The organism is Pseudomonas sp. S30, assembly GCF_016518545.1.
Classification (GTDB): domain Bacteria; phylum Pseudomonadota; class Gammaproteobacteria; order Pseudomonadales; family Pseudomonadaceae; genus Aquipseudomonas.
In genome coordinates, this window is record NZ_JACVTO010000001.1 from 245286 (window position 1) to 268683 (window position 23398).

A 23398-nucleotide genomic window follows, 5' to 3' on the forward strand; every position below is an offset into this window, starting at 1 on the left:
TGGTCATCAGGACTCACCCGAGGTACTGATCAATGCATGCAAGCCTTGCAAGGGTACGGCCAACCAGCTCGGCCGATTCTCCGCCTCGTAGGTCACTTCGTAGGCGGCTTTCTCCAGGCTGAACAGCTCCAGCGCTGCGCGCGCACCGTCCTCATGCTGCCAGGCGTTAGGCATGGCGGCGGTGGCAAGTCCATAGGCGTGGACGAAAGCGTGGCGCGATTGGTGCAGATACTGGCGGGCGACCCGTTGACGTGCCTGGCGCGCGGCGTCGGACAGGTCGACCGCCGAAGCGCTGCGCAGGATCATCGCTGCAGCATAGTCGAAGGAACGCAACACACCGCTGACGTCCTTGTAGGGGCTGTGCATGGCCCGTCGCTCCTCGAGCGGGCGTGACGGCTCGCCCTCGAAGTCGATCAGGTAGGCGTCACCTTGCACCACCAGCACCTGGCCCAGGTGCAGATCGCCGTGCACGCGCATCAGCAGGCCACCCTCGGCCTGGCGGGCCAGTTGGTCGATATGCTGAGCCAGACCCTCGCGCTGCTGCTGCAGGTCATCCACCAGCGCCTGGCTGCCGGGGTCAAGGTTGCCGCGGTGTTGGCCGAGCAGGTCCAGGGCATGATCGAGCTCGGCACCGATCTGCTGGCGCCAGCGCTGGCTGTCCTGCGAGTCGCTGGGCCGCGGCGAAAAGGCCGGATCAGCGCTGGGCGCGCCGAGCAGCATGTGCATCTCGCCCAGGCGCCGACCGAGCAAGGTGGCGAAACCGGCCAACTCGGCCTGGGCATCGGTGTGCGCCTCGGCACTGCCCTGGGTCGGCTCCATCTCATCGCGAATCGCCCGCTCCAGGGTGTTCTGTGTCCACGACCAGGCATCGCCCTGGTTGCTCAGGTAGCCTTGAGCGATCATCAGCAGGTGCGGCTGCGCCTGATCGTCCACTCGGCTGACCCACGCCAGCAGCGGGGAGATATTGGCGAAGCCCGCCGCGGTGAGATACGCGCTCATTTCCAGTTCCGGGTGGATACCCGGATTGACCCGGCGGATCAGCTTGAGCACTGCACGCTCACCGATCACTACGGAGCTGTTGGACTGCTCGGCGCTCAGGTAGCGCACAGCGCTGTCATCGCCCAGTGCCAGTGGGGCCAATTGATCGGTGCACTCGAAGTGCAGCTCCCCGGCGTCGGTCGACAGTCGCGTACCGTCCTGGCAGGCACGCAGTACCGCACGCACGAACGGCTCAAGGACGAAGGCGTCGGTGATCAGGCCGACCTGGCTGGCGCGGCGCACCCGTGAGAGAGCCAGTTGCTGAGGCAGCGCGCTGTTGATCTGATCTTCGGCGAGCAGGCCGAACGGCAGCTGATACTGCGTGCTGACGCCATCACCGATCACTTCCAGCTCACTGAGCAGTACAGGGTGGCTCGGGCTGCCGAAACGCACGCCATAGCGGATGCGCACGGCGTCGATCGGGCTTTCCTTGCCGGCGAACCAGCGCCGCTTGAGCAGGTATTCGGGCAGGACCGTGTCCTGCAAGGTGTCGACAGAAGGCGCCTGAAGCAATTCTTCCAGACGTTGGCGCAGCACCAGAGTGTTCAATTCGGGCATTCCTTCGGTAGGTGTGTTGTGCCAGCTCGGCAGGCTGTCGTGGGGCGCCAGCAGGAACCAGTAGAAGCCGTAGGGCGAGAGCGTCAACAGAAAGGGTAGTTGGCCAATGGGCGGGAAGGCATTGCCGCCGAGCATTTCCACCGGCACCTTGTCCACGTAGGCCGACAGGTCCAATTCGGCAGCCTGGGCCGCGCGCGACACGTTGGCCACGCACAGGATCACCTCGGTGTTGCCCTGTGCATCGGTGTATTCGCGTACATAGGCCAGGATGCGCCGGTTGTTGGGGCTGAGCATTCTCAGCGAGCCCCGGCCGAACGCCTTTTGCTGGTTGCGCACCGCCAGCAACCGACGATTGAAGTTCAATAACGAATGCGGGTCGTGGCTCTGCGCTTCGACGTTGACCGACTGGTAGCCGTACAGCGGGTCCATCACCGGCGGCAGCACGAGGCGCTGCGGATCGGCCTTGGAGAACCCGCCGTTGCGGTCGGGTGACCACTGCATCGGCGTGCGCACGCCATCGCGGTCACCCAGGTAGATGTTGTCGCCCATGCCCAGTTCGTCCCCGTAGTAGAGGGTTGGCGTACCGGGCATCGACAGCAGCAGGCTGGTCAGCAGCTCGATGCGCCGTCGGTCGCGTTGCAGCAAGGGCGCCAGGCGCCGGCGGATGCCCAGGTTGATGCGCGCCCGACGGTCCTCCGCATAATAGTTCCACAGGTAATCGCGCTCGCGATCGGTGACCATTTCCAGGGTCAGTTCATCGTGGTTGCGCAGGAAGATCGCCCACTGGCAGTTGGCGGGAATTTCCGGTGTCTGGCGCAGGATATCGGTGATGGGAAAGCGATCTTCCATGGCCAACGCCATGTACATGCGTGGCATCAGGGGGAAATGGAAGGCCATGTGGCATTCGTCGCCATCGCCCTCGCCGAAGTAGGGACGGGTGTCTTCCGGCCACTGGTTGGCCTCTGCCAGGAGCATGCGGTCCGGGTAGTTGGCATCAATCTCGGCGCGGATCGTCTTGAGCACCCTGTGGGTCTCGGGGAGGTTCTCGTTGTGGGTGCCGTCGCGTTCGATCAGGTAGGGAATGGCGTCCAGACGCAGCCCGTCGACACCCAGGTCGAGCCAGAAGCGCATCACGCCGATCACCGCCTTCATCACCTGCGGGTTGTCGAAGTTCAGGTCCGGCTGATGGGAGTAGAAGCGGTGCCAGAAGTACTGGCCGGCGACGGGGTCCCAGGTCCAGTTGGATTTCTCGGTATCCAGGAAGATGATCCGCGTGCCATCGTACTTGTGGTCGTCGTCGGACCACACGTAGAACTCGCGCGCCTTGCTGCCGCGCTTGGCGTGCCGGGCGCGTTGAAACCAGGGGTGCTGGTCGGAAGTGTGATTGATCACAAGTTCGGTGATCACCCGCAGCCCGCGGCGGTGGGCCTCGGCGATGAAGCGCCGCGCGTCGGCCAGGCTGCCGTAGTCCGGGTGCACGGCCTTGTATTCGGCGATGTCATAGCCATCGTCGCGCCGCGGCGAGGGATAGAACGGCAGCAGCCAGAGGGTGTTCACCCCCAGCTCGGCGATGTAGTCCAGCTTGCCGATCAGTCCGGCGAAGTCGCCGATGCCATCGCCGTTGGAGTCGAAGAACGACTTGATGTGCAGCTGGTAGATCACCGCATCCTTGTACCAGAGCGGGTCTTCGCTGAAGGCTGCCGGGCGCGCGCGCTTGGCCATGGGCGACTCCTTGCTGTATCGGGTTCGACGCTGCGTTCAGACGGGCTTGGAAATCCGCCAGATGCCGAACGGCTGATGCCAGGGCTCGATGCGCATCCATTGGGTCTTGCCGTACCAGGTCCAGCGATGCCCCGTCATCAGGTCTTCGCCTTGGGTGTGGGCGTCGTCGTCCAGTCCCAGCTCCCACAGTGGCAACTCGAAGTGCGCTTCCTGGGCGTTGTGCGGGTCCAGGCTGATGGCGACCAGGATGAAGTTGTCACCCTCGGCCGTGCGCTTGGCGAAGTAGAGGATCTGGTCGTTCCAGCAATTGAAGAAGGCGATGCCCAGGTGAGTCTGCAACGCCGGGTTCTGCCGGCGAATGCGGTTGAGCTGGGCGATTTCGGCAATGACGTTGCCAGGTGCCGTAAAGTCGCGTGGGCGAATCTGGTACTTCTCCGAGTCCAGGTACTCTTCCTTGCCCGGCAACGCCGCGCTCTCGCACAGTTCGAAGCCTGAATACATACCCCACAGACCTGAGCCCATGGTCGCTAGCGCGGCGCGGATGAGAAAGCCTGCGCGGCCGCTGCTGTGCAGGAAGAAGGGGTTGATGTCTGGCGTATTGACGAAGAAGTTCGGGCGATAGCACAGGCTCCACGGCGGCTGATTGAGCTGCTCGAAATACGTGTGCAGTTCAGTCTTGGTGTTGCGCCAGGTGAAGTAGGTGTAACTCTGGGCATACCCGACCTTGCCGAGCCGCGCCATCATCGCCGGTCGGGTGAAGGCCTCGGCCAGGAACAGCACGTCCGGATAGCGGCTGCGCACATTGGCGATCAGCCATTGCCAGAACGGCAGGGGCTTGGTGTGCGGGTTATCCACGCGGAAAGTACGAACGCCCTCCTCCACCCAGCCGATGATCACGTCGCGCAGGGCGATCCACAGCGAGGGGATGGCGTCCGGTGCGTAGAAATCGACGTTGACGATGTCCTGGTACTTTTTTGGCGGGTTCTCGGCGTAGCGAATGGTGCCGTCCGGCCGCCAGCTGAACCAGCCGGGGTGCTCGCTGAGCCAAGGGTGATCCTGCGAGCACTGGATGGCGAAGTCCAGGGCGATTTCCAGACCATGCTCGGCCGCAGCGGCCACCAGGCGGCGGAAGTCTTCGCGGCTGCCGAGCTGCGGATGGATGGCGTCGTGGCCGCCGTCCGGGCTGCCGATGGCGTAAGGGCTGCCCGGATCGTCCGGCCCCGCCTGCAGGGAGTTGTTGGGACCCTTGCGGTGCTGTCTGCCAATGGGATGGATGGGCGGGAAATACAACACGTCGAAGCCCATGTCACGGATCATCGGCAGGCGCTGGTGCACGTCGTCGAAGGTGCCGTGACGCGACGGGTCGTCGGTGATCGAGCGCGGGAACAGCTCGTACCAGCTGGCGAACTGCGCCTGCTCACGGTCCACGTCCAACGGCAATTCGCGACTGCATGTCAGGTAGCTGCGGTGCTCGGCCTGGCTCATCAGGCTCGCGCTCTGCGGATCGAGCAGCAGCGCCACCTGGTCGTCGCCGGACAAGGTCGGCAGACGCTCCAGTAGCTGACGCAACCGCTCCCGCAGCTCACCCTCGCTGCGATCGACGCCCTTGCCCAGCAGCAGCCGGCCTTCTTCCAGCTCCAGCTCGATGGCGACGCCGGCCTGGTATTTCTTCTCCAGGTCGTAACAGTAGGTGGCGTAAGGGTCGACCCAAGCCTCGATGCAGAACAGGTGCAGGCCCAGCGCCTGAGGAGTGAACGCGGCCGTCCACAGGTCGTTGCCGGCGTCGCTCATCGGCACGGCCTGCCATTGGCGACTGTCGGCCTGGCGCCAGTGCAGCAAGACGGCCAGGCGATCATGCCCGTCGCTGTACACCTTGCTGGTCACCGCTACCGGCTGGCCTCGAATGGCCTTGACCGCGAATGCACCACCGTCGAGCACCGGCGTGGTGTCTTCGATGACGATGCGCGGCGCCAGGAGGGCCTGCGACAGATTGATGGCCTGGTCGGGATGATCGTTGGCCTTGGGCACCTGCTCGAAAGGCGCTGCTGCGACGGGCTCGTTACCGGACATCGGGCCTTGCTCCCTGGGACTGGTGGCGGTAAGGGTTCAGAGCCTGGGGTCCTGCAGGGGTTCCATATAAATTGAGCGAATCGTGGCGCCTGGATGTCGAAGCTTCGAGACCCCTCAACCAGCTCGCGAGGTCCGGCCATGACGCTTCCCACGCCCCACACGCCCGATCCGAACATCGACGATCCACCGCTGCCGCCGCCACAGCCGGAGGTGGATCCCGAGCCTCCGTCCACTCAACCGGCGCCGCCGCCGGTGGGTGATCCTCCAGAGCAAGAGCCGCCGATCAAGGCCTGAGCCGTTGGCGAACCGAGCCCGCATCGTGCGGGCTCGGCTACTTGCCCTGTCCCGGAGCGAAACGCGCGATACTCAGCTCGCGGATCCTGAACTTCTGCACCTTCCCCGTCACCGTCATCGGAAAGCGGTCGACGAAGTGGATGTGCCTGGGCACCTTGAAATGGGCAATACGGGCCTTGCACCAGGCCTGAACTTCGTCGGTCGTCAAGTCACACCCCGGATGCAGCCTGAGCCATGCGACGATCTGCTCGCCGAAGCGATCGCAGGGAATGCCCACCACCTGTGCCTCGGCGACCGCTGGATGGGTGTGCAGGAACTCTTCCAGCTCGCGCGGATAGATGTTCTCGCCCCCACGAATGATCATGTCCTTGTTGCGCCCGACGATCTTCACATAGCCCTGCTCGTCCATGATCGCCAGGTCGCCCGTGCGCATCCAGCCGGCCGGATCGATGGCCTGGCGGGTAGCGTCGGGGGCGTCCCAGTAACCGATCATCACACTGTAACCACGGGTGCACAGCTCGCCGATCTCGCCGCGCGGCACCACGGCACCGCTGGCGTCCACCAGCTTGGTCTCCAGGTGCGGTTGGGTGCGGCCGACCGTGCTCACGCGCAGCTCCAGGTCATCATGGGGACCAGTCTGCAGCGACACCGGGCTGGTCTCGGTCATGCCGTAGGCGATCTGCACCTGGGCCATGTGCATCTGCTCGATGACCCGGCGCATCACCTCGATCGGACACGTGGCGCCGGCCATGATGCCGGTGCGCAGCGTGGAGAGATCGGACTGGGCGCACAGGGGATGGTCGAGCATGGCGATGAACATGGTCGGTACGCCGTAGAGTACGGTCGCGCGTTCCTCGACCACCGCGCGCAAAGTCGCTTCAGGATCGAACGCGTCGTTGGGATAGATCAGCGTGCTGCCGTGGATCAGACAGGCCAGATTGCCCATGACCATGCCGAAGCAGTGATACAGCGGCACAGGCACCACCAACCGATCCTGTTCGCTCAGCCCCAGGCTGCAACCGACCATGTAGCCGTTGTTGAGAATGTTGCGATGGCTCAAGGTAGCGCCCTTGGGCGCGCCGGTGGTGCCGGAGGTGTACTGGATGTTCACCGCCTGATCGCACGTCAGGCTGCGCTGGCGCTCACGCAGCTCGTGAAGGCCCACCTGCCCTGCCCGCTCGGCCAGCGCAGACCAGGGAAGAAAACCCGTCGGAGGTGCGCCTGACAGGCTGATCACGCCGCGCAGGTGCGGCAGCCGTTCGCGGGCAGGCGCGCCCTCGGCGCGCTCCGGCAGCAGCTGCTGGAGCATGGCGTGATAGTCGGACGACTTGAACGCCTCGGCGCACACCAACCAGCAGCAGCCGGACTGACGCAGGACGAATTCCAGTTCGTTGACGCGATAGGCTGGATTGATGGTGACCAGGATCGCACCGATCCTGGCCGTGGCCAGTTGCAGGATGCACCAGGGTGCACCGTTGGGTGCCCAGATACCGACCCGCTCGCCGCGCTCGATGCCCAGCGCCATCAAGCCTCGCGCATGCAGGTCGACCTGTTCGGCCAGCGAACGCCAGGTATGTCGCACGCCTTCATGCCTGACGACCAATGCCTCGCGGTCCGGCCAGCGGGCCGCTGTGGCGTCCAGCGCCTCACCCAGGGTCAAGCTGAGCAATGGCGGGTGCGAGGGGCCTTGCGTATGACTGAGTGTGTTCACAGCTGTCCCTTCTTGTGGTTGTTGGGGCGCGACTGAAACAAGCGAACGATACTTTGGCTTAAATTGACGTTTACGTAAAGGTCAATAAGAGGTTTGACAGACTCCGCCCCCAGGTTTACGTTTACGTAAAGGTCACAGACAAGGCTTCGCTGCCCGTCTGCGTCCGCCCATGAGAGCCCACGTCCGCTCTGCATGGGATGCCAGCGCAGCGGAACCCGTTTCCACCCATTCCAAGAACAACAAGGTGCCCCATGCATTATCCGACCCTGAACTTCGCCCTCGGCGAAACCCTCGACATGCTGCGCGATCAGGTACGCACCTTCGCGACCGCCGAGCTGGCGCCCCGCGCGGCGCAGATCGACCAGGACAACCTGTTTCCGGCCGACATGTGGCGCAAGTTCGGCGACATGGGTCTGCTGGGTATCACCGTGTCGGAGGAATATGGCGGTGCAGGCCTCGGCTATCTGGCCCATGTTCTGGCCATGGAGGAGATCAGCCGTGCCTCTGCCTCCGTCGCCCTTTCCTATGGCGCCCATTCCAACCTGTGCGTCAACCAGATCAACCGCAACGGCACCCCCGAGCAGAAGCGTCGCTATCTGCCCAGGCTGATCACGGGCGAACACATCGGCGCCCTGGCCATGAGCGAACCCAACGCCGGCTCCGATGTGGTGTCGATGAAACTGCGCGCCGACAGGCGCGGTGATCGCTTCATGCTCAACGGCAGCAAGACCTGGATCACCAACGGCCCCGATGCCAACGTCTACGTGATCTACGCCAAGACCGACCTGGACCGGGGTGCCCACGGCATCACCGCGTTCATCGTCGAGCGGGACTGGAGCGGCTTCAGCCGTAGCGCCAAGTTCGACAAGCTCGGCATGCGCGGTTCCAACACCTGCGAGTTGTTCTTCGACGACGTCGAAGTGCCCGAGGAGAACATCCTCGGGCAGCTCGACGGCGGCGTACGGGTGCTGATGAGCGGCCTGGACTACGAGCGCGTGGTGCTGGCCGGCGGACCCACCGGCATCATGCAGAGCTGCCTGGATCTGGTGGTGCCCTACGTGCATGACCGCAAGCAGTTCGGCCAGAGCATCGGCGAATTCCAGATGATCCAGGGCAAGCTGGCCGACATGTACACCCAGCTCAACGCCAGCCGCGCCTACCTGTATGCCGTCGCGCAGGCCTGCGACCGCGGCGAGACCACGCGCAAGGACGCGGCCGGGGTGATCCTCTACAGCGCCGAGCGCGCGACCCAGATGGCCCTGGAAGCGATCCAGATCCTCGGCGGCAACGGCTACATCAATGAATTCCCGGCCGGGCGCCTGCTGCGTGACGCCAAGCTGTACGAGATCGGCGCCGGCACCAGTGAGATCCGCCGCATGCTGATCGGCCGTGAACTGTTCAATGAAACCCGCTGAGGCTGCCAGCGGCTCGACGCCCAGAACCTGCAGCTCCCCCCTTTTCACTTGAAGGCACCACGATGATCCTCAAGTCACAGCTGAATGTCAGGTCGGCGGAGTTCGTCGAGAACCACGCCGCGATGCTCGAACAGGTTCAGGCGCTGCGTGCGCTGCTCACCCGTGTCGCCGAAGGTGGCGGCGCCAAGGCGCAGCAACGGCACGTGTCGCGGGGCAAGCTTCTGCCGCGCGAGCGGATCGACCGGCTGCTCGATCCCGGCTCGGCGTTTCTGGAGATCGGCCAGCTGGCGGCCTACGAGGTCTATGGCGAAGCGGTGCCAGCGGCCGGCTTGATCGCCGGCATCGGCCGCGTCGAAGGCATCGAGTGCATGATCGTGGCCAACGATGCCACGGTCAAAGGCGGCTCCTACTACCCGCTGACCGTGAAGAAACACCTGCGTGCGCAGACCATCGCCCAGCAGAACCGCCTGCCCTGCATCTACCTGGTGGACTCCGGTGGCGCCAACCTGCCGCGCCAGGACGAAGTGTTCCCGGACCGCGAGCACTTCGGGCGGATCTTCTTCAACCAGGCCAACATGAGCGCCCAGGGCATTCCCCAGATCGCCGTGGTCATGGGCTCGTGCACGGCCGGTGGTGCCTATGTCCCGGCCATGGCCGACGAAACCATCATGGTGCGCCAGCAAGCGACCATCTTCCTCGCAGGCCCGCCGCTGGTGAAGGCGGCCACGGGCGAAGTGGTCAGTGCCGAAGACCTGGGAGGTGCGGACGTTCACTGCCGGACCAGCGGCGTGGCCGACCACTATGCCGACGACGACGAGCATGCCCTGGCACTGGCGAGGCGCTGCGTGGCCAACCTCAACTGGCGCAAGCTCGGCCACCTGCAATGCCGCGCCCCGCAGGCACCGCTGTACGACCCACAGGAGCTGTACGGCGTGGTCTCGGCCGATGCCAAGCGGCCTTTCGACGTGCGTGAAATCATCGCCCGCCTGGTCGATGGCTCGGTGTTCGACGAGTTCAAGGCGCTGTTCGGCACCACCCTGGTGTGCGGCTTCGCTCACCTGCACGGTTATCCGCTGGCGATCCTGGCCAACAACGGCATCCTGTTCGCCGAAGCGGCGCAGAAAGGCGCGCATTTCATCGAACTGGCCTGCCAGCGCGGCATCCCGCTGCTGTTCCTGCAGAACATCACCGGTTTCATGGTCGGCAGGAAATACGAAGAAGGCGGCATCGCCAAGCACGGCGCCAAGCTGGTGACCGCCGTGGCCTGTGCCCAGGTGCCCAAGTTCACCGTGATCATCGGTGGCAGCTTCGGTGCTGGCAACTACGGCATGTGCGGTCGGGCCTACGATCCGCGCCTGCTGTGGATGTGGCCCAATGCACGGATCGCCGTGATGGGCGCCGAGCAGGCGGCCGGGGTCTTGGTGCAGGTCAAGCGCGAACAGAGCGAGCGCAGCGGCGAGGCGTTCGGCGCCGATGACGAGCGCGCACTGCGCCAACCGATCCTCGACCAGTACGAACATCAGGGGCACCCCTATTATTCCAGCGCGCGGCTGTGGGACGACGGGGTGATCGATCCCGCGCAGACCCGCGACGTACTCGGCCTGGCGCTGTCGGCCGCGCTCAACGCCCCGATCGAACCCAGCCGCTTCGGCATTTTCCGGATGTGACCCATGCACGACTTCGACACCCTGGAACTGATCAAGGACCCCCGCGGTTTCGCCACGCTGTGGCTCAGCCGGGAAGACAAGCACAACGCCTTCGATGCGCAGATGATCCGCGAGCTCATCATCGCCTTGGAGCGCCTGGCCAGCGACGCCGAGCTGCGCTTCGTGGTGCTGCGCGGTCGCGGCCGGCATTTCAGTGCCGGCGCCGATCTGGCGTGGATGCGCCAGGCAGCGCAGCTGGACTTCAACAGCAACCTGGATGATGCCCGCGAGCTGGGTGAACTCATGTACGCCCTGCACCGCCTGAAGGTCCCGACCCTGGCCGTGGTGCACGGTTCGGCCTTCGGCGGGGCACTGGGGCTGATCGCCTGCTGCGACATGGCGATCGGCACCGAGGATGCTCAACTGTGCCTGTCGGAGGTGCGCATCGGCCTGGTCCCGGCGGTAATCAGCCCCTTCGTGGTCAAGGCCATCGGCGAGCGCGCCGCCCGCCGCTATGCCCTGACGGCCGAGCGCTTCAGCGGCATGCGCGCCTGTGAGCTGGGCCTTCTTGCCGAGGCCTGTGCGCCGGCGCAGCTGGAGGCCCGCCTCGCGGACTGGGTCGATACCCTCCTGCACAACGGCCCCAGAGCCCTGCGCGCTGCCAAAGAGCTGCTGCGCGAGGTGGATGCCGGCCACTTGAGCCCGGCGCTGCGCCGCTACTGCGAGAACAGCATCGCACGCATTCGTGTCAGTGACGAAGCTCAGGAAGGCCTGCGCGCCTTCCTGGAAAAACGTCGCCCCGCCTGGCGACCCATCGACCAGGAGCCACAGCCATGAGTACACCGACGCTGACCACCTTGCTGGTCGCCAACCGCGGCGAGATCGCCTGCCGCGTGATGCGCACCGCCAAGGCCATGGGCCTGACCACGGTCGCCGTGCACAGTGCCACCGACCGCGACGCCCGACACAGCCGCGAGGCCGATATCCGGGTCGAGCTCGGCGGCAGCAAGGCCGCCGACAGTTACCTGATGATCGACAAGCTGATCGCCGCCGCCACGGCCAGCGGCGCGCAGGCGATTCACCCCGGCTATGGCTTTCTGTCCGAAAATGCCGCCTTCGCCCAGGCGGTCGAAGCGGCGGGCCTGATCTTCCTCGGCCCGCCTGCCAGCGCCATCGAAGCCATGGGCAGCAAATCGGCCGCCAAGGCGCTGATGGAGGCCGCCAGCGTACCGCTGGTGCCGGGTTACCACGGCGAGTCCCAGGACCTGGCGACCTTTCGCGACGCCGCCCAGCGCATCGGCTATCCGGTGTTGCTCAAGGCCAGCGCCGGCGGAGGCGGCAAAGGCATGAAGGTGGTCGAGCAGGAGGGCGAGCTGGCCGAGGCGCTGACCTCGGCGCAACGTGAAGCCCGCGCCTCGTTCGGCGACGCGCGGATCCTCGTGGAAAAGTACCTGCTCAAGCCCCGGCACGTCGAAATCCAGGTGTTCGCCGACCAGCAGGGTCACTGCCTATACCTCAACGAACGCGATTGCTCGATCCAGCGCCGGCACCAGAAAGTGGTCGAAGAGGCCCCCGCCCCCGGGCTGTCGCCGGCACTACGTCAGGCCATGGGCGAAGCGGCCGTGCGCGCAGCCCAGGCCATCGGCTACGTCGGTGCCGGCACCGTGGAATTTCTGCTCGACGCCCGCGGCGCGTTCTTCTTCATGGAGATGAACACGCGCCTGCAGGTCGAACACCCGGTGACCGAGGCCATCACCGGCCTCGACCTGGTGGCCTGGCAGATCCGCGTGGCCTGCGGCGAGGCGCTGCCCCTCACCCAGCAGCAAGTGCCGCTGCACGGCCACGCCATCGAGGTGCGCCTGTACGCCGAGGATCCGGCCCAGCAGTTCCTGCCTTCGACCGGCACCCTGGCACTGTACCGCGAGTCGGCGCCGGGCGAAGGTCGCCGGGTGGACAGCGGCGTCAGCGAGGGCGACGAAGTGTCGCCGTTCTACGATCCCATGCTCGGCAAGCTCATCGCCTGGGGTCGGGACCGCGAGCAGGCGCGGCTGCGGCTGCTGGCCATGCTCGACGAATTCGCCGTGGGTGGCGTCAAGACCAACCTGGCGTTCCTGCGGCGCATCCTGGCACACCCCGCCTTCGCTGCCGCCGACCTGGATACCGGCTTCATTCCCCGCTATCAGGCGCAGCTGCTGCCTGCGGTCGAGGCGCTGCCAGCGCGCTTCTGGCAAGCCGCCGCGCAGGCGTGGCTGTCGAGCATGGCAGCCGAGGGTCGTGCCGACGATCCACACTCACCCTGGACTGCGCGCCACGGCCTGCGCCTGGGTCTGCCCAACTGCACCAGCCTGCACCTGAGTTGCCACGGGCAGGATCACAGCGTGAGCCTGCACGACAGCGCGACCTCGCTGTTCGCAGGGGTCGGTGAACAGCTCGTGGAAGAGCATGCCGGTGTCCGCCGCGATCACTTGGCGGTTCGTCGCGGGCATACCCTGTACCTGCGTTGGGAAGGCGAGCTGTACCCGGTGGAGGCCTTCGACCCCATTGCCAGGGCCGAGGCCGGACAGGCGCATCAGGGCGGGCTGAATGCACCGATGAACGGCAGCATCGTCAGGGTGCTGGTCGAGCCCGGCCAATCGGTGCAGGCTGGGCTCGCCCTGGTGGTCCTGGAGGCGATGAAGATGGAGCACAGCATCCGCGCGCCGCACGCCGGTACGGTGCAGGCGCTGTACTGCCAGGAAGGCGACATGGTCAGCGAAGGGACGGTACTGGTGGCGCTGGAGGAGGCCTGATGCGGCGCTCACACCGGTCCGGGTGGCGCAAATCAGTGCCGCCCGTGTGACCTGACCACCACGCCCAGCACTTGCAGGTGCTCACCGCACAGCAGTTTCGGATAGGTCGGATTGAGCGGTCTGAGGTAACGCTGCCCGCCCTCCTCGACCAACTGCCGGAACACTGCGGCGGTGCCGCCATTGCGGGCGATCACCAATTTGCCAGGGGCCGCCTGCACGCCGGGGTCGACCAGCACCAGCATGCCCTCGGGCACGCTCGCCCCGGTCGGCGCGCTCATGGCATCGCTTTCCACCGGCAGCCAGAAGGCCTTGCCCTGGGCGCTGTAGTCGGTCTGCTCGTAGACGCTGCCGTCTTTGGGCAATGGCCCATCCAGCTCGGCCCAGGTCAGCACCGGATAGCGGAAGCAGACGATGTACTGCAGCAGGTCGTCGACCTCGTCCGTTTCGCCGGCCTCGTAGCTGCCGCTGCGCTCAGCCAGCTGATCGATGCGCATCATCCGCAGCGACACGTGCAGGTGCGCCAGGCCCAGCGCCTGGAGCACATCGTTCATCATCGCCACCTTGGGCTGGCGCGTCCCGCGCAGCCAATGGCCCACCCCGCCCTGGGTGACCCCGACGCGTTCGGCAAGTTGCTCCTGCGAAAGTCCCAGCTCTCGCATCCGTTGCTTGACCAGCTCGATCCATTTTTCCATCGCCCGCACGATACGGACTGCCCGTCAGCGCTCAATACACATATTGTATTATTAATTCGATGATAAAGAATACATATAGTACTAATATCTGTTGTGACTGATTTCCCTTCACGCTCCACTGGTAACAGGATGAAACCTATGACACATCCAGAAAAGGATTTGGACGGCGAGGCCGCCCGCCGCGCGCTCGATTACTACCTGAACCCAACGCCGCCTCACGCCAGCATCGACACCTTGCCCTGGGTCGTGCGCGATGACGTCCCGCCCGAGCAAGCCAACGCCCATGCCATGGCCCTGCTGCGCTGCGCAGCCGCCACGGCCCAGGAAACCGGTAGCCACCAGCAGGGCACCACACGGGAAGTGCTGTTTGCGTTGATGCACATGGTGAACATGGCGCGCGCACTGTTGTAAGCCGATGCAGGGCATGTTCGAGTGTCCCAACTCCACCGGCATACCCGATTCCGTTCTTGCCCAGCCAGTGACGGCGACGTTGCAGTCATCTGGCTGGCTGCGGAGCGATCTCACTTCACCCCACCTCGTTTCTCATCCTGGCGCCCCGCAGTCATTCCTTCCCACGCGCGCGCCCGATTCCGGTGCCCGCATCCAGGCCGTCCCCTGAGTCGCAGCTGACGCTTAGTTAACCCGACGAGGCGTGAATACCGACGTCCTGGTGACCGCACGGGTCGCCACGCCAGGCGGCGTGTTCGCCCGCAGGTCGGCAGCATCTGCGAGTCCATCGGCGAGCCGGGTTCGCGTCCGCCAGCAGTCGACGGCCAACATCCCTATTGCTCGCAAGGCTTTCATACATCGGTATGAAGCAGGCGCCGAGACCTCGAACTTTTTGCGATTTCGGCGCCGTTCGCGAGCCCCTACCGTGCTCCCTGGCAGCGTTGACCACTAAAAATAACAGGAGACGACCCATGCCGATCCAGTCCGAACATGACCCGCGCCTCAAACGTGCTCTGAAAACCCGCCATATCAGCATGCTTGCCCTGGGCGGCGTCATCGGGGCGGGACTCTTCGTGGGTTCGAGTGCCGTGATCTCGGCGACCGGTCCCGGGGCTTTCATCACCTATGCCATCACCGGCGCGATCGTGGCGCTGGTGATGCGCATGCTGGGCGAAATGGCCGCCGCACATCCCAGCAAGGGTTCATTCGTCGATTATGCACGCCTGGCGTTCGGTCCAGCGGCCGGGTACATGACCGGGTGGCTGTACTGGTACTTCTGGGTCATCGTCGTAGGCTTCGAGGCTGTGGTCGGCGGCCAGATCATCAATGCCTGGCTGCCCGACCTTCCGGTCTGGATGATCGCCCTGGGGCTGATGCTGGTCATGACCCTGTTGAACCTGATGTCAGTGCATTCCTTCGGAGAAGCCGAGTACTGGTTCGCCGGTGTCAAAGTCGCTGCCATCGTGGTGTTCCTGCTGGTGGCGGGCGCCTACGCGTTCCACGTGTGGCCGAACTCCGACGCCAGCTTCGGCCATCTGACCGAGCACGGCGGTTTCCTGCCCCACGGCCTGGGCTCGCTGTTCACTGGCGTGGTGATAGTGATCTTCTCGATGACCGGCGTGGAAGTCGCCACGCTCGCCGCCGCCGAATCCGAAGACCCCACGCGCAATATCCGCAAGGCCGTCAACACGGTGATGGTGCGTATCCTGGTGTTCTTCGTGCTTGCGACGTTCCTCATCGTCGTCGTCCAACCCTGGACCGATCTGAGCCCTGGCAAGTCGCCGTTCGTGACCACCTTGGACCACATGGGAATCCCGGGCGCTGGCGCCTTGCTGAACGTGGTCATTCTGGTGGCCGTGCTTTCGGTACTCAATGCCGGTTTGTACACCTCGTCGCGACTGCTCTTCGTGCTGGCCTCCCACGGTGAGGCGCCAAGCTGGATGACCGCCGTGAGCCGACGCGGCGTCCCCGTGCGTGGGGTGCTCGCCTCGACCCTGATCGGTTATGGCTGCGTAGTCATCGCTGCGCTCTGGCCGCAGACCGTCTTCCAGTTCCTGATCAACTCGTCAGGCACGGTGTTCCTGTTCGTCTACCTGATGATCTGCCTGGCGCAACTCAGGCTTCGTCGTCGCTGGGTGGCCGAGGGCAGCCTGAAGTTCGCCATGTGGGGCCATCCATGGCTGCCAATCCTGGTCACCGTCGCGATCATCTCGGTGCTGGTCAGCATGGCATTCGACCCTTCCATGCAGCTCAGCCTGATCCAGTGCCTGATCGCCATTCTCGCCATCGCAGCCTCCTACCTCGTCAAGCGGCTGTGCGGCAAACCTGAATCCGACACCCATACGCTTTCTGCGCAAGGCGCAAAACCCTGAATACCGTGTCAGACACCACCCGAATCCTGGGTCGTCATTGGGAAGAACCCGCCATGTCAGCAAAACTCGATCTACCCCTACTGCCCAACAAACCTCTGTGGTTCAGCCACTGCCCGGCACGCGAGCGCCTCGAAGGGACCGTGGACGCCGACGTGGTCATCGTCGGCGCTGGGTACACAGGGCTCTGGAGCGCTTACTACCTGCTCAAGAGCGACCCGTCGCTGCGTGTGGTGCTGCTCGACAGGCAGGAAGTCGGCTTCGGAGCCTCGGGACGCAACGGCGGCTGGGCCTCGGCCATTTTTCCCATTTCGCTGCAACGGGTGGCGCAGCTGTACTCGCACGACGCTGCGCTGCACTTGCAGGCGGCGATGAATGAAACCGTCGATGAAATCGGTCGAGTGCTGTCGTTGGAAGGCATCGAAGCCGACTATGCCAAGCAGGGCTTCGTTTCCCTGGCCCGAAGCGGCCCGCAGATGGCGCGGGCACAAGCGACCGTCGCCGCGTCGACGCGATTCGGACTGCCCGAGCAATGGCGTGTGCTCGACGCTACCCAGGCGCGAGCCAGTCTGGGCGCGCAGGACACGGTAGGCGCCCTCTACACGGAGCATTGCGCGCTGATCCATCCGGGCAAGCTGGTACACGGGCTGGCTGCGCGGGTAGAGCGTCTGGGCGCGAAGATCTACCACCACTCGACAGTGACCTCCATGACCCCCGGCCTGGTGCACACCGATCGCGGCTCGGTGCGCGCCGGGATGACCGTGCGCGCCACCGAGGCCTTCACTTCGCAGCAGCCGGACGGCTCACGCGCGGTCATCCCTTTGTATTCACTGGTGCTGGCCACCGAGCCGTTGCCGCCCGAGCGGCTGGCCAGCCTGGGACTCGACCATCGCATGGCTTTCAACGACATGCGCCACCTGCGGGTGTACGGCCAGGTCACCGCTGACGGCCGGCTGGTGTTCGGCGGTCGCGGCGCGCCCTACCGCTGGGGCTCCAAGATGTCGGCCGCTGCGGATCTGGTGGACCGTACCCATGCCAGGCTCTACGACACCCTGCTGGACTTCTTCCCAGCGCTGCACGATGCGCGCATCAGCCATCGCTGGGGTGGCGCGCTGGCCGTGTCGCGCGACTGGTGCCCGAGCGTGAGCATCGATCGCAGCCAGCGTCTGGCCTGGGCCGGCAACTACGTCGGTGACGGCGTGGCGACCAGCAACCTGGCCGGACGCATCCTGCGCAACCTCATCCTCGAACGGGACGAGCCCATCAACGGTTTGCCTTTGGTCAACCACCGCTCGCCGGTCTGGGAGCGCGAGCCGCTGCGCTGGTTCGGGGTCAACGGTGGCCTGGCTGCAGCGTCCCTGAGCGACCTCGAAGAACGCCTGACCCATCAACCCTCACGCACCGCCAAGCTGCTGGAAAAGCTCACCGGTGCCCACTGACCAGGAGAAATGCCCGTGCCTGCCTTCACCATCCTCAAGCATGCCAACCTCAAGACCCTTGCGCTGACGGGTGCCGGTCAGCGCGCCGGCGCCGACCGCGGCGATCCGCAGATCGCCGTACGAACCCTGGCGCCAGATGCAGTGGGCAACCTCGGCGTATGGGAGTGCCAGCCCGGTGGCTGGCCGGTAGTCGATCGTCCCGACACCGAGTTCACCTACCTGCTCTGCGGCAAAGCGTTGCTGACCGACGACCAGACCGGCGAGGTGGTGGAAGTGAACGGTGGTGACCTGATCATCCTCCCGCCCGGCTGGAGCGGTCGCTGGGACGTGCTGGAAACCGTGCGCAAGGTCTACGCCATTTACTGATACCGCTGCACCCTCCGCACTGGTCGTGCAGCGCACCGCGATCGGCGGTGCGGCCAGACCTGGACGCAGTCCTTGCCGGCGCGATCTCCAGGTCGATGACCGGCGCGCACGGCGCACGACAGGCGCGCCGGCTGCAGGCCCTGCGGCCTTCGGTCGGCCCACCCCCTGCTTTTCCACCCAACGAGACAACCACCATGACTCAACGCATCACCAACTGGATCTGCGGCGCCCCGGCGAGCGCTTCGAGCGGCCAGGGGTCGCCCGTCTACAACCCTGCCACTGGCGCCGTGACTGGCCAGGTGCAACTGTCCAATGCACAGGACGTGGACGCCGCCGTAGCCTCGGCCAAGGCAGCCTTTCCCGCGTGGAGCAACCTCACCCCCCTGCGTCGCTCGCGCATACTGAACAGGTTTCTGGCACTGCTCAATGAGCATCGTGACGATCTCGCCCGGCTCATCACCGCCGAACATGGCAAGGTCTTCACCGATGCCCAGGGCGAGGTCATGCGCGGGATCGAGATCGTCGAGTTCGCCTGCGGCGCGCCGCAGTTGCTGAAAACCGACTTCACCGACCAGGTCAGCACCAACATCGACAACTGGGTCCTGCGCCAGCCGCTGGGCGTGGTCACTGGCATCACCCCGTTCAACTTCCCGGTGATGGTGCCGATGTGGATGTTTCCCATGGCCTTGGCTACCGGCAACACCTTCGTGCTCAAGCCAAGCCCGCTGGACCCAAGTCCCAGTCTGTTCATGGCCGACCTGCTCAAGCGTGCAGGCCTGCCCGACGGCGTATTCAATGTGGTGCAAGGCGACAAGGACGCGGTCCATGCACTGATCGAGCACCCCGATGTGCAGGCGGTGTCGTTCGTCGGCTCCACGCCGATCGCCAACCATATCTATGAGACCGGTGCCCGCCACGGCAAGCGCGTGCAAGCGCTGGGCGGGGCGAAGAATCATCTGGTGGTGATGCCCGATGCGGACATCGATCAGGTGGTCGATGCGTTGATCGGTGCAGCCTATGGATCGGCGGGCGAGCGCTGCATGGCGATCAGCGTGGCGGTGTTTGTCGGCGACGACACCGCGCAAAAGGTCATGCCCAAGCTGATCCAGCGGACTACCGAACTCAAGGTACTCAATGGCACCCATCAGCAAGCGGAAATGGGACCGATCGTCACCCGTGCCGCGCTCGAACGCATCACCGGCTACATCGACCTGGGTGTCGAAGAAAGTGCCACGCTGTTGGTCGATGGTCGCAACTTCAACGGCCAGACCGCGGGCGAAGACTGCGGCGAAGGCTTCTGGCTGGGCGGCACGCTGTTCGACAACGTGACCCCGGACATGCGCATCTACAAGGAAGAAATCTTCGGCCCGGTACTGGCTTGCCTGCGGGTCAGGGATTTTGGTGAAGCCGTGGAGCTGATCAACGCTCATGAATTCGGCAATGGCGTAAGCCTGTACACCCGTGACGGACACATCGCCCGCGAATTCGGCCGGCGCATTCAGGTAGGCATGGTCGGCATCAACGTGCCGATCCCGGTGCCGATGGCCTGGCACGGCTTCGGCGGGTGGAAAAAAAGCCTGTTCGGTGACATGCACGCGTATGGCGAGGAAGGCGTACGCTTCTACACCAGACAGAAAAGCATCATGCAACGCTGGCCTCAGGGTACGTCACAGGGCGCAGAGTTCGCCATGCCGAGCAGTCACTGAGACCACCCGACCCCGCTGTGCAGGACTGTGCGCGCACAGCGGGGATCTGCTGTCGGTTCAAGGCTGGCCGAGCAGGTCGCTGTTTCTGCCCGCCTCCAGAGCGATCCAGAAACGCGCGATGCCCTGCGTAGTGGTGGGCTTGATACCGGTGAGCTGCTCCACCAGCTTGAGGCGGTAGACCAGGGTCTGGCGATGAATGCCCAGGTCGAAAGCGGTGGCCTTCCAACTGCCATCGTTGCGCAGGAACGCCGTCAGTGTCGGTAGCAGTGCCGCATTCTGCAGGCGGTCATGTGCGATCAGCGGACCCAGGTAGCGGCCCACCAGAGCCCGCGCTTCGGCCAGCGATTTGGGCGCCATGATCAGGCCCAGCTCAGCTTCGCCATAACGCAGCCGAGCCCTGCCCAGGTCCTCGGCCTGGCTCAGCGCCAACCGGGCCTGGCGGACACTTTCATGCACACCGGTGGCCATGGCGATGGGCGCGCTGATACCCATGACCGTGCCTGCACCCAGGTTGCGCTCCAGGACATCCAGCAAGGCGGGGTCGTCCCGACAGATCATCAGCAACAGGCCCTGCTCGACGCTCATCAGCGGACAGGCCTGGTGAAAGTCCGGGGCATGGTGCAGCTCGCTCACCGGCCACAGGCCTTTGTCATCCGTACGCACCGCCAGGCTGACCAAGGTGCCGGTGAGGCCTCGGCGCTCGAGCATCGGCAACGCCAGTTTCAGTTCCGCAGTGTCCAGCAAGGTGTGCAGCAGCGCTGCGCTTTCCTCGCGCTGCTGATCGCGATTGATCATCAGCCGCTCGATTTCCACCGCCAGCAGGCCGACCAGGGAGCGCACCAGCATCGAGTCGTCACCGTTGCGCCGGGCCTGCCGACTCATCAGGAGATTGGTGCGCACCCGGCCTGCGATCGGAATGCGCTCGCCCTGTCGCTGGAGGGCCGGCGTGGCACCTGCCGTGCTGACCAGTAGCGCACCGCTGACAGCATCTTCCAGGGCCAGGTTCATGTTCAGCGAGTTGGCCAGGATCAACAGACGGCCGCCCAGATCGGGAGCCTGGCGCAGCGCCTGGGCGTAGGTCTGGAACAGTCGCTCGCTGGCATTGAAGCGCTCGCGCTGGGCCTGGAGCACACTTTCGATCACGTGGTGGGACAGCTTGACGAACTCCAGCTCGAAACTCGCAAGCACAATGGGGAACAGCAACAGCTCGGCAGCGTCCAGCATCGCCTGCGAAGGCGCAGGCGCAGCGGGGCAAGGCGCGATGACCAGCGCGCTGGCGTTGCTCTGCACGAGCTGCCGAAGCCAGGCCACCTGGGCCTCGGCGGCCTCGGGCAGGCCGAGCCCGGTGGTCATGACCAGATCACCGGGCGAGACCCAGCGCCACGGGTCAGGTAGCTCCACGGTATGCGCCCAGTTGATGACGCGACGGCTACCGCCCGCGCCAGCGGCGATCTGCAGTTGAAGCCGCTCGATGGCGACCAGGTCTTCGACTGTGAGCATGGTGGTTGGTCGTGTCCGTACCCAGTGAAACAATCCGACATCGGGGTGACAAGCGTGCAACGGCCCTACCGGGCCGACTCGTCGTCCCGCGTCCCGTGCGTGGCCTCATAGGCGCGACGCGACGCCGCGATGGTCTGGCGATGCCGCTCGGCCCACAACCACACCCCGCAAAACGCCTCCCCCAGGCTCATGCCCATTTCAGTCAGGCGGTATTCCACCTTCGGTGGCACGACCGGGTAGACCGTGCGCAGCAACAGCCCGTCCGCCTCCATCTGCCGCACGGTCTTGGTCAGCATCTTCTGGCTGACGTTGCCCACGTGCGCAGCCAGTTGCGTGAAGCGCAGGCAGCCCTGCTCGGCGAGCGCCTCGATGACCAGCATCGTCCACTTGTCGGCGACACGACCGATGATCTCGCGCACCAGTTGCTCCAGCTCCGGGTCGACCTTGTCGTCGCCATGGGGCCACGCAGGGCGGCGCAGTGCAGGTCGGGTGTGATCGCTCATCTGCAAGGTTTCCTCACGGTAAGTACGGCACTTTTCGGCGCGTACTTCCGCAGCACGCTCCAGGGAACTAGGGTACTGCATGTAGCCCCCTCTTACTCCACCACACAGGTAGCGATCATGCACACCACAGGCAATACCCTTCTGGTCACCGGCGGCGGTAGCGGGATCGGTCTCGAACTGGCCAAGGCGTTCATGGCCCTGGGCAACGAGGTGATCATCGCTGGAAGGCGCGAATCGGTACTGCAGCGACAGGTGGCTGACCATCCCGGGCTGCATTACAAGGTGCTCGATGTCACCAATGCCAACGACATCGAACGCGTCACGCGAGAACTGCTTGGCGACTACCCCCGCCTGAACGCCGTGCTGCATGCGGCGGGAATCATGCGCGGCGAATCGTTGAAGGTCGGCGCCAGCGAGCTGGAAGAGACCGTCGCGACCAATCTGCTGGGGCCCATCCGGCTGAACGATGCGCTGATGCCGCATTTTCTCCAACAGCCTCATGCGGCGGTGATCACCGTGTCCTCAGGCTTGGCCTTCCTGCCGCTGGCGCTCACGCCCAGCTACAGCGCGACCAAAGCGGCGATTCATTCCTACAGCCAGTCCCTGCGCTATCAGCTCAAGAACACCCACGTGCAGGTGCACGAAATCGTGCCGCCCTATGTGCAGACCGAACTGATGGGCGAGCGCCAGGCGAACGACCCTCAGGCTATGCCGCTGCGTGCGTTCATCGATGAAGTGATGGCAATCTTGCAACGCACGCCCGAGGCCGAGGAAATTCTGGTGGAGCGGGTCAAGCCGCTGCGCTTCGCCGAGCGTGGGGACGACTACCCAGCGTTTTTCCAGCGCTTCAATGATCAGATGGCTGCGGCGCGTGAGGGAGAGTGAGCCAGGCAGATGACGGTGCGGGGTGGCGAGGCGCGGGGTGGCCTAGCCCCGTTGGAAGGCGAACAGGTGTGGCGCCTTTGTTGCGGTCACCAGGGCTGCGCAGGCTGTCATCAGTGCTGCGCAGGAACAATCGGTCTTTACCGGTTCTTTACCTCGCGGCTTCGACTTCTTCGCGCAAAACAGGGTCTGAAGGATCAGTTGCACCTGCTCGGCCCAGGCACGATGACCCGCTGCCGGCCAGGTGCCGTAGATCCGAATACGAGGAGAAGACCCTTGATGAAAAAGCACCTGACGATACTGTGCACCTTGCTGATGCTCGGCGCGCCGCTGGCCAGCTTCGCCCAACCCGGCCCCGGGCCGGACGGTCGTGATGGCGGCCGCCCGGGCGGCCAGCAGCAGGGGCCGCAGGGCGGGCCTCAGCAACCAGGGTCACAACCTGGCCAGCCGAGCCGAGGCCAACCGCAGCCCCAAGGCGATGCGCACCCTCGCGGCGGCGGTCATCCTGCCTACCGCGACGAGGGCTTCCGACCGCAGGCCGGTATGCCCGTGCCGCATCAGCAGTGGCAGCGCGGCCGCGTGGTCGAGCCGCAGTACCGCGAGGACCGCTACTGGGTGACCGATTGGCGCGCGCGCCAGCTGTCGGCGCCTCCACCTGACCACCGTTGGCTGCGCATCAATGGGGACTACGTGCTGGTGGCCATCGCCACGGGCGTGATCACCAGTATCCTCACCGGCTACTGAGCCGC

General features: G+C 65.1%; 18 protein-coding genes. 12 read left to right on the forward strand and 6 right to left on the reverse strand.

The features are described from left to right. Positions 1-6: 6 nt before the first annotated feature. Positions 7-3318 (reverse strand): maltose alpha-D-glucosyltransferase, encoded by a 3312-nt coding sequence (gene treS / locus IAE34_RS01075; RefSeq protein WP_200137014.1) that lies wholly within the window; start codon positions 3316-3318, stop codon positions 7-9. A 36-nt stretch (positions 3319-3354) separates the two neighbouring features. Continuing rightward, on the reverse strand, positions 3355-5388 hold the full coding sequence (locus tag IAE34_RS01080) for an alpha-1,4-glucan--maltose-1-phosphate maltosyltransferase (RefSeq protein ID WP_200137015.1): 2034 nt from the start codon (positions 5386-5388) through the stop codon (positions 3355-3357). Positions 5389-5526: 138 nt separating this feature from the next. On the opposite strand from IAE34_RS01080, the gene IAE34_RS01085 reads away from it, so the two are divergent. After that, positions 5527-5682, forward strand: coding sequence for a hypothetical protein (locus IAE34_RS01085; RefSeq protein ID WP_200137016.1), 156 nt, complete (start codon positions 5527-5529; stop codon positions 5680-5682). A gap of 37 nt (positions 5683-5719) precedes the next feature. Here the strand turns inward: IAE34_RS01085 and IAE34_RS01090 are convergent, their stop codons facing one another. Then, positions 5720-7393: an AMP-binding protein gene (locus IAE34_RS01090; RefSeq protein ID WP_200137017.1), complete on the reverse strand. Its 1674-nt coding sequence runs from the start codon at positions 7391-7393 to the stop codon at positions 5720-5722. 251 nt (positions 7394-7644) lie between these two features. On the opposite strand from IAE34_RS01090, the gene IAE34_RS01095 reads away from it, so the two are divergent. The 4 genes from IAE34_RS01095 to IAE34_RS01110 all read left to right on the forward strand — a co-directional run bounded on the left by IAE34_RS01095 (position 7645) and on the right by IAE34_RS01110 (position 13243). After that, complete coding sequence (locus IAE34_RS01095) at positions 7645-8808, forward strand: isovaleryl-CoA dehydrogenase (RefSeq protein ID WP_200137018.1); 1164 nt, start codon at positions 7645-7647, stop codon at positions 8806-8808. 62 nt (positions 8809-8870) lie between these two features. After that, complete coding sequence (locus tag IAE34_RS01100; protein ID WP_200137019.1) at positions 8871-10475, forward strand: carboxyl transferase domain-containing protein; 1605 nt, start codon at positions 8871-8873, stop codon at positions 10473-10475. A gap of 3 nt (positions 10476-10478) precedes the next feature. Continuing rightward, the gene (locus tag IAE34_RS01105) at positions 10479-11291 is read left to right on the forward strand and encodes a gamma-carboxygeranoyl-CoA hydratase (RefSeq protein WP_200137020.1); all 813 of its coding nucleotides are present in this window, start codon (positions 10479-10481) and stop codon (positions 11289-11291) included. After that, entirely contained in the window at positions 11288-13243 is a 1956-nt protein-coding gene (locus IAE34_RS01110) for an acetyl/propionyl/methylcrotonyl-CoA carboxylase subunit alpha (RefSeq protein ID WP_200137021.1), read from the forward strand. The genes IAE34_RS01105 and IAE34_RS01110 overlap by 4 nt, the downstream gene beginning before the upstream one ends. 32 nt (positions 13244-13275) lie before the next feature. Here IAE34_RS01110 and IAE34_RS01115 read toward each other — a convergent pair whose 3' ends face one another. Further along, positions 13276-13935 carry a LexA family protein gene (locus tag IAE34_RS01115; protein WP_233630859.1) on the reverse strand — a complete coding sequence of 220 codons (660 nt, stop codon included), beginning with the start codon at positions 13933-13935 and terminating at the stop codon, positions 13276-13278. A gap of 129 nt (positions 13936-14064) precedes the next feature. On the opposite strand from IAE34_RS01115, the gene IAE34_RS01120 reads away from it, so the two are divergent. From IAE34_RS01120 to IAE34_RS01140, 5 genes are all read left to right on the forward strand, one after another. Next, complete coding sequence (locus tag IAE34_RS01120; protein ID WP_200137022.1) at positions 14065-14346, forward strand: DUF6124 family protein; 282 nt, start codon at positions 14065-14067, stop codon at positions 14344-14346. Between the two features lie 509 nt (positions 14347-14855). Further along, positions 14856-16256, forward strand: coding sequence for an amino acid permease (locus IAE34_RS01125; RefSeq protein WP_200137023.1), 1401 nt, complete (start codon positions 14856-14858; stop codon positions 16254-16256). A gap of 53 nt (positions 16257-16309) precedes the next feature. Further along, positions 16310-17692 carry an NAD(P)/FAD-dependent oxidoreductase gene (locus IAE34_RS01130; protein WP_200137024.1) on the forward strand — a complete coding sequence of 461 codons (1383 nt, stop codon included), beginning with the start codon at positions 16310-16312 and terminating at the stop codon, positions 17690-17692. Between the two features lie 9 nt (positions 17693-17701). Continuing rightward, positions 17702-18058: a cupin domain-containing protein gene (locus tag IAE34_RS01135; RefSeq protein ID WP_200137025.1), complete on the forward strand. Its 357-nt coding sequence runs from the start codon at positions 17702-17704 to the stop codon at positions 18056-18058. Positions 18059-18252: 194 nt separating this feature from the next. Then, the gene (locus IAE34_RS01140) at positions 18253-19764 is read left to right on the forward strand and encodes a CoA-acylating methylmalonate-semialdehyde dehydrogenase (RefSeq protein WP_200137026.1); all 1512 of its coding nucleotides are present in this window, start codon (positions 18253-18255) and stop codon (positions 19762-19764) included. A gap of 57 nt (positions 19765-19821) precedes the next feature. Here IAE34_RS01140 and IAE34_RS01145 read toward each other — a convergent pair whose 3' ends face one another. After that, positions 19822-21264 (reverse strand): PucR family transcriptional regulator, encoded by a 1443-nt coding sequence (locus tag IAE34_RS01145; protein ID WP_200137027.1) that lies wholly within the window; start codon positions 21262-21264, stop codon positions 19822-19824. A gap of 65 nt (positions 21265-21329) precedes the next feature. Next, a complete protein-coding gene (locus IAE34_RS01150; protein ID WP_233630860.1) occupies positions 21330-21848 on the reverse strand; it encodes a winged helix-turn-helix transcriptional regulator in 519 nt (172 codons plus the stop codon). Between the two features lie 36 nt (positions 21849-21884). Here IAE34_RS01150 and IAE34_RS01155 point away from each other — a divergent pair, with 36 nt between their 5' ends. Both IAE34_RS01155 and IAE34_RS01160 read left to right on the forward strand, forming a co-directional pair. Beyond that, positions 21885-22652, forward strand: coding sequence for an SDR family oxidoreductase (locus tag IAE34_RS01155; protein WP_200137028.1), 768 nt, complete (start codon positions 21885-21887; stop codon positions 22650-22652). A gap of 276 nt (positions 22653-22928) precedes the next feature. Then, on the forward strand, positions 22929-23393 hold the full coding sequence (locus IAE34_RS01160; RefSeq protein ID WP_200137029.1) for an RcnB family protein: 465 nt from the start codon (positions 22929-22931) through the stop codon (positions 23391-23393). Positions 23394-23398 lie beyond the last annotated feature (5 nt).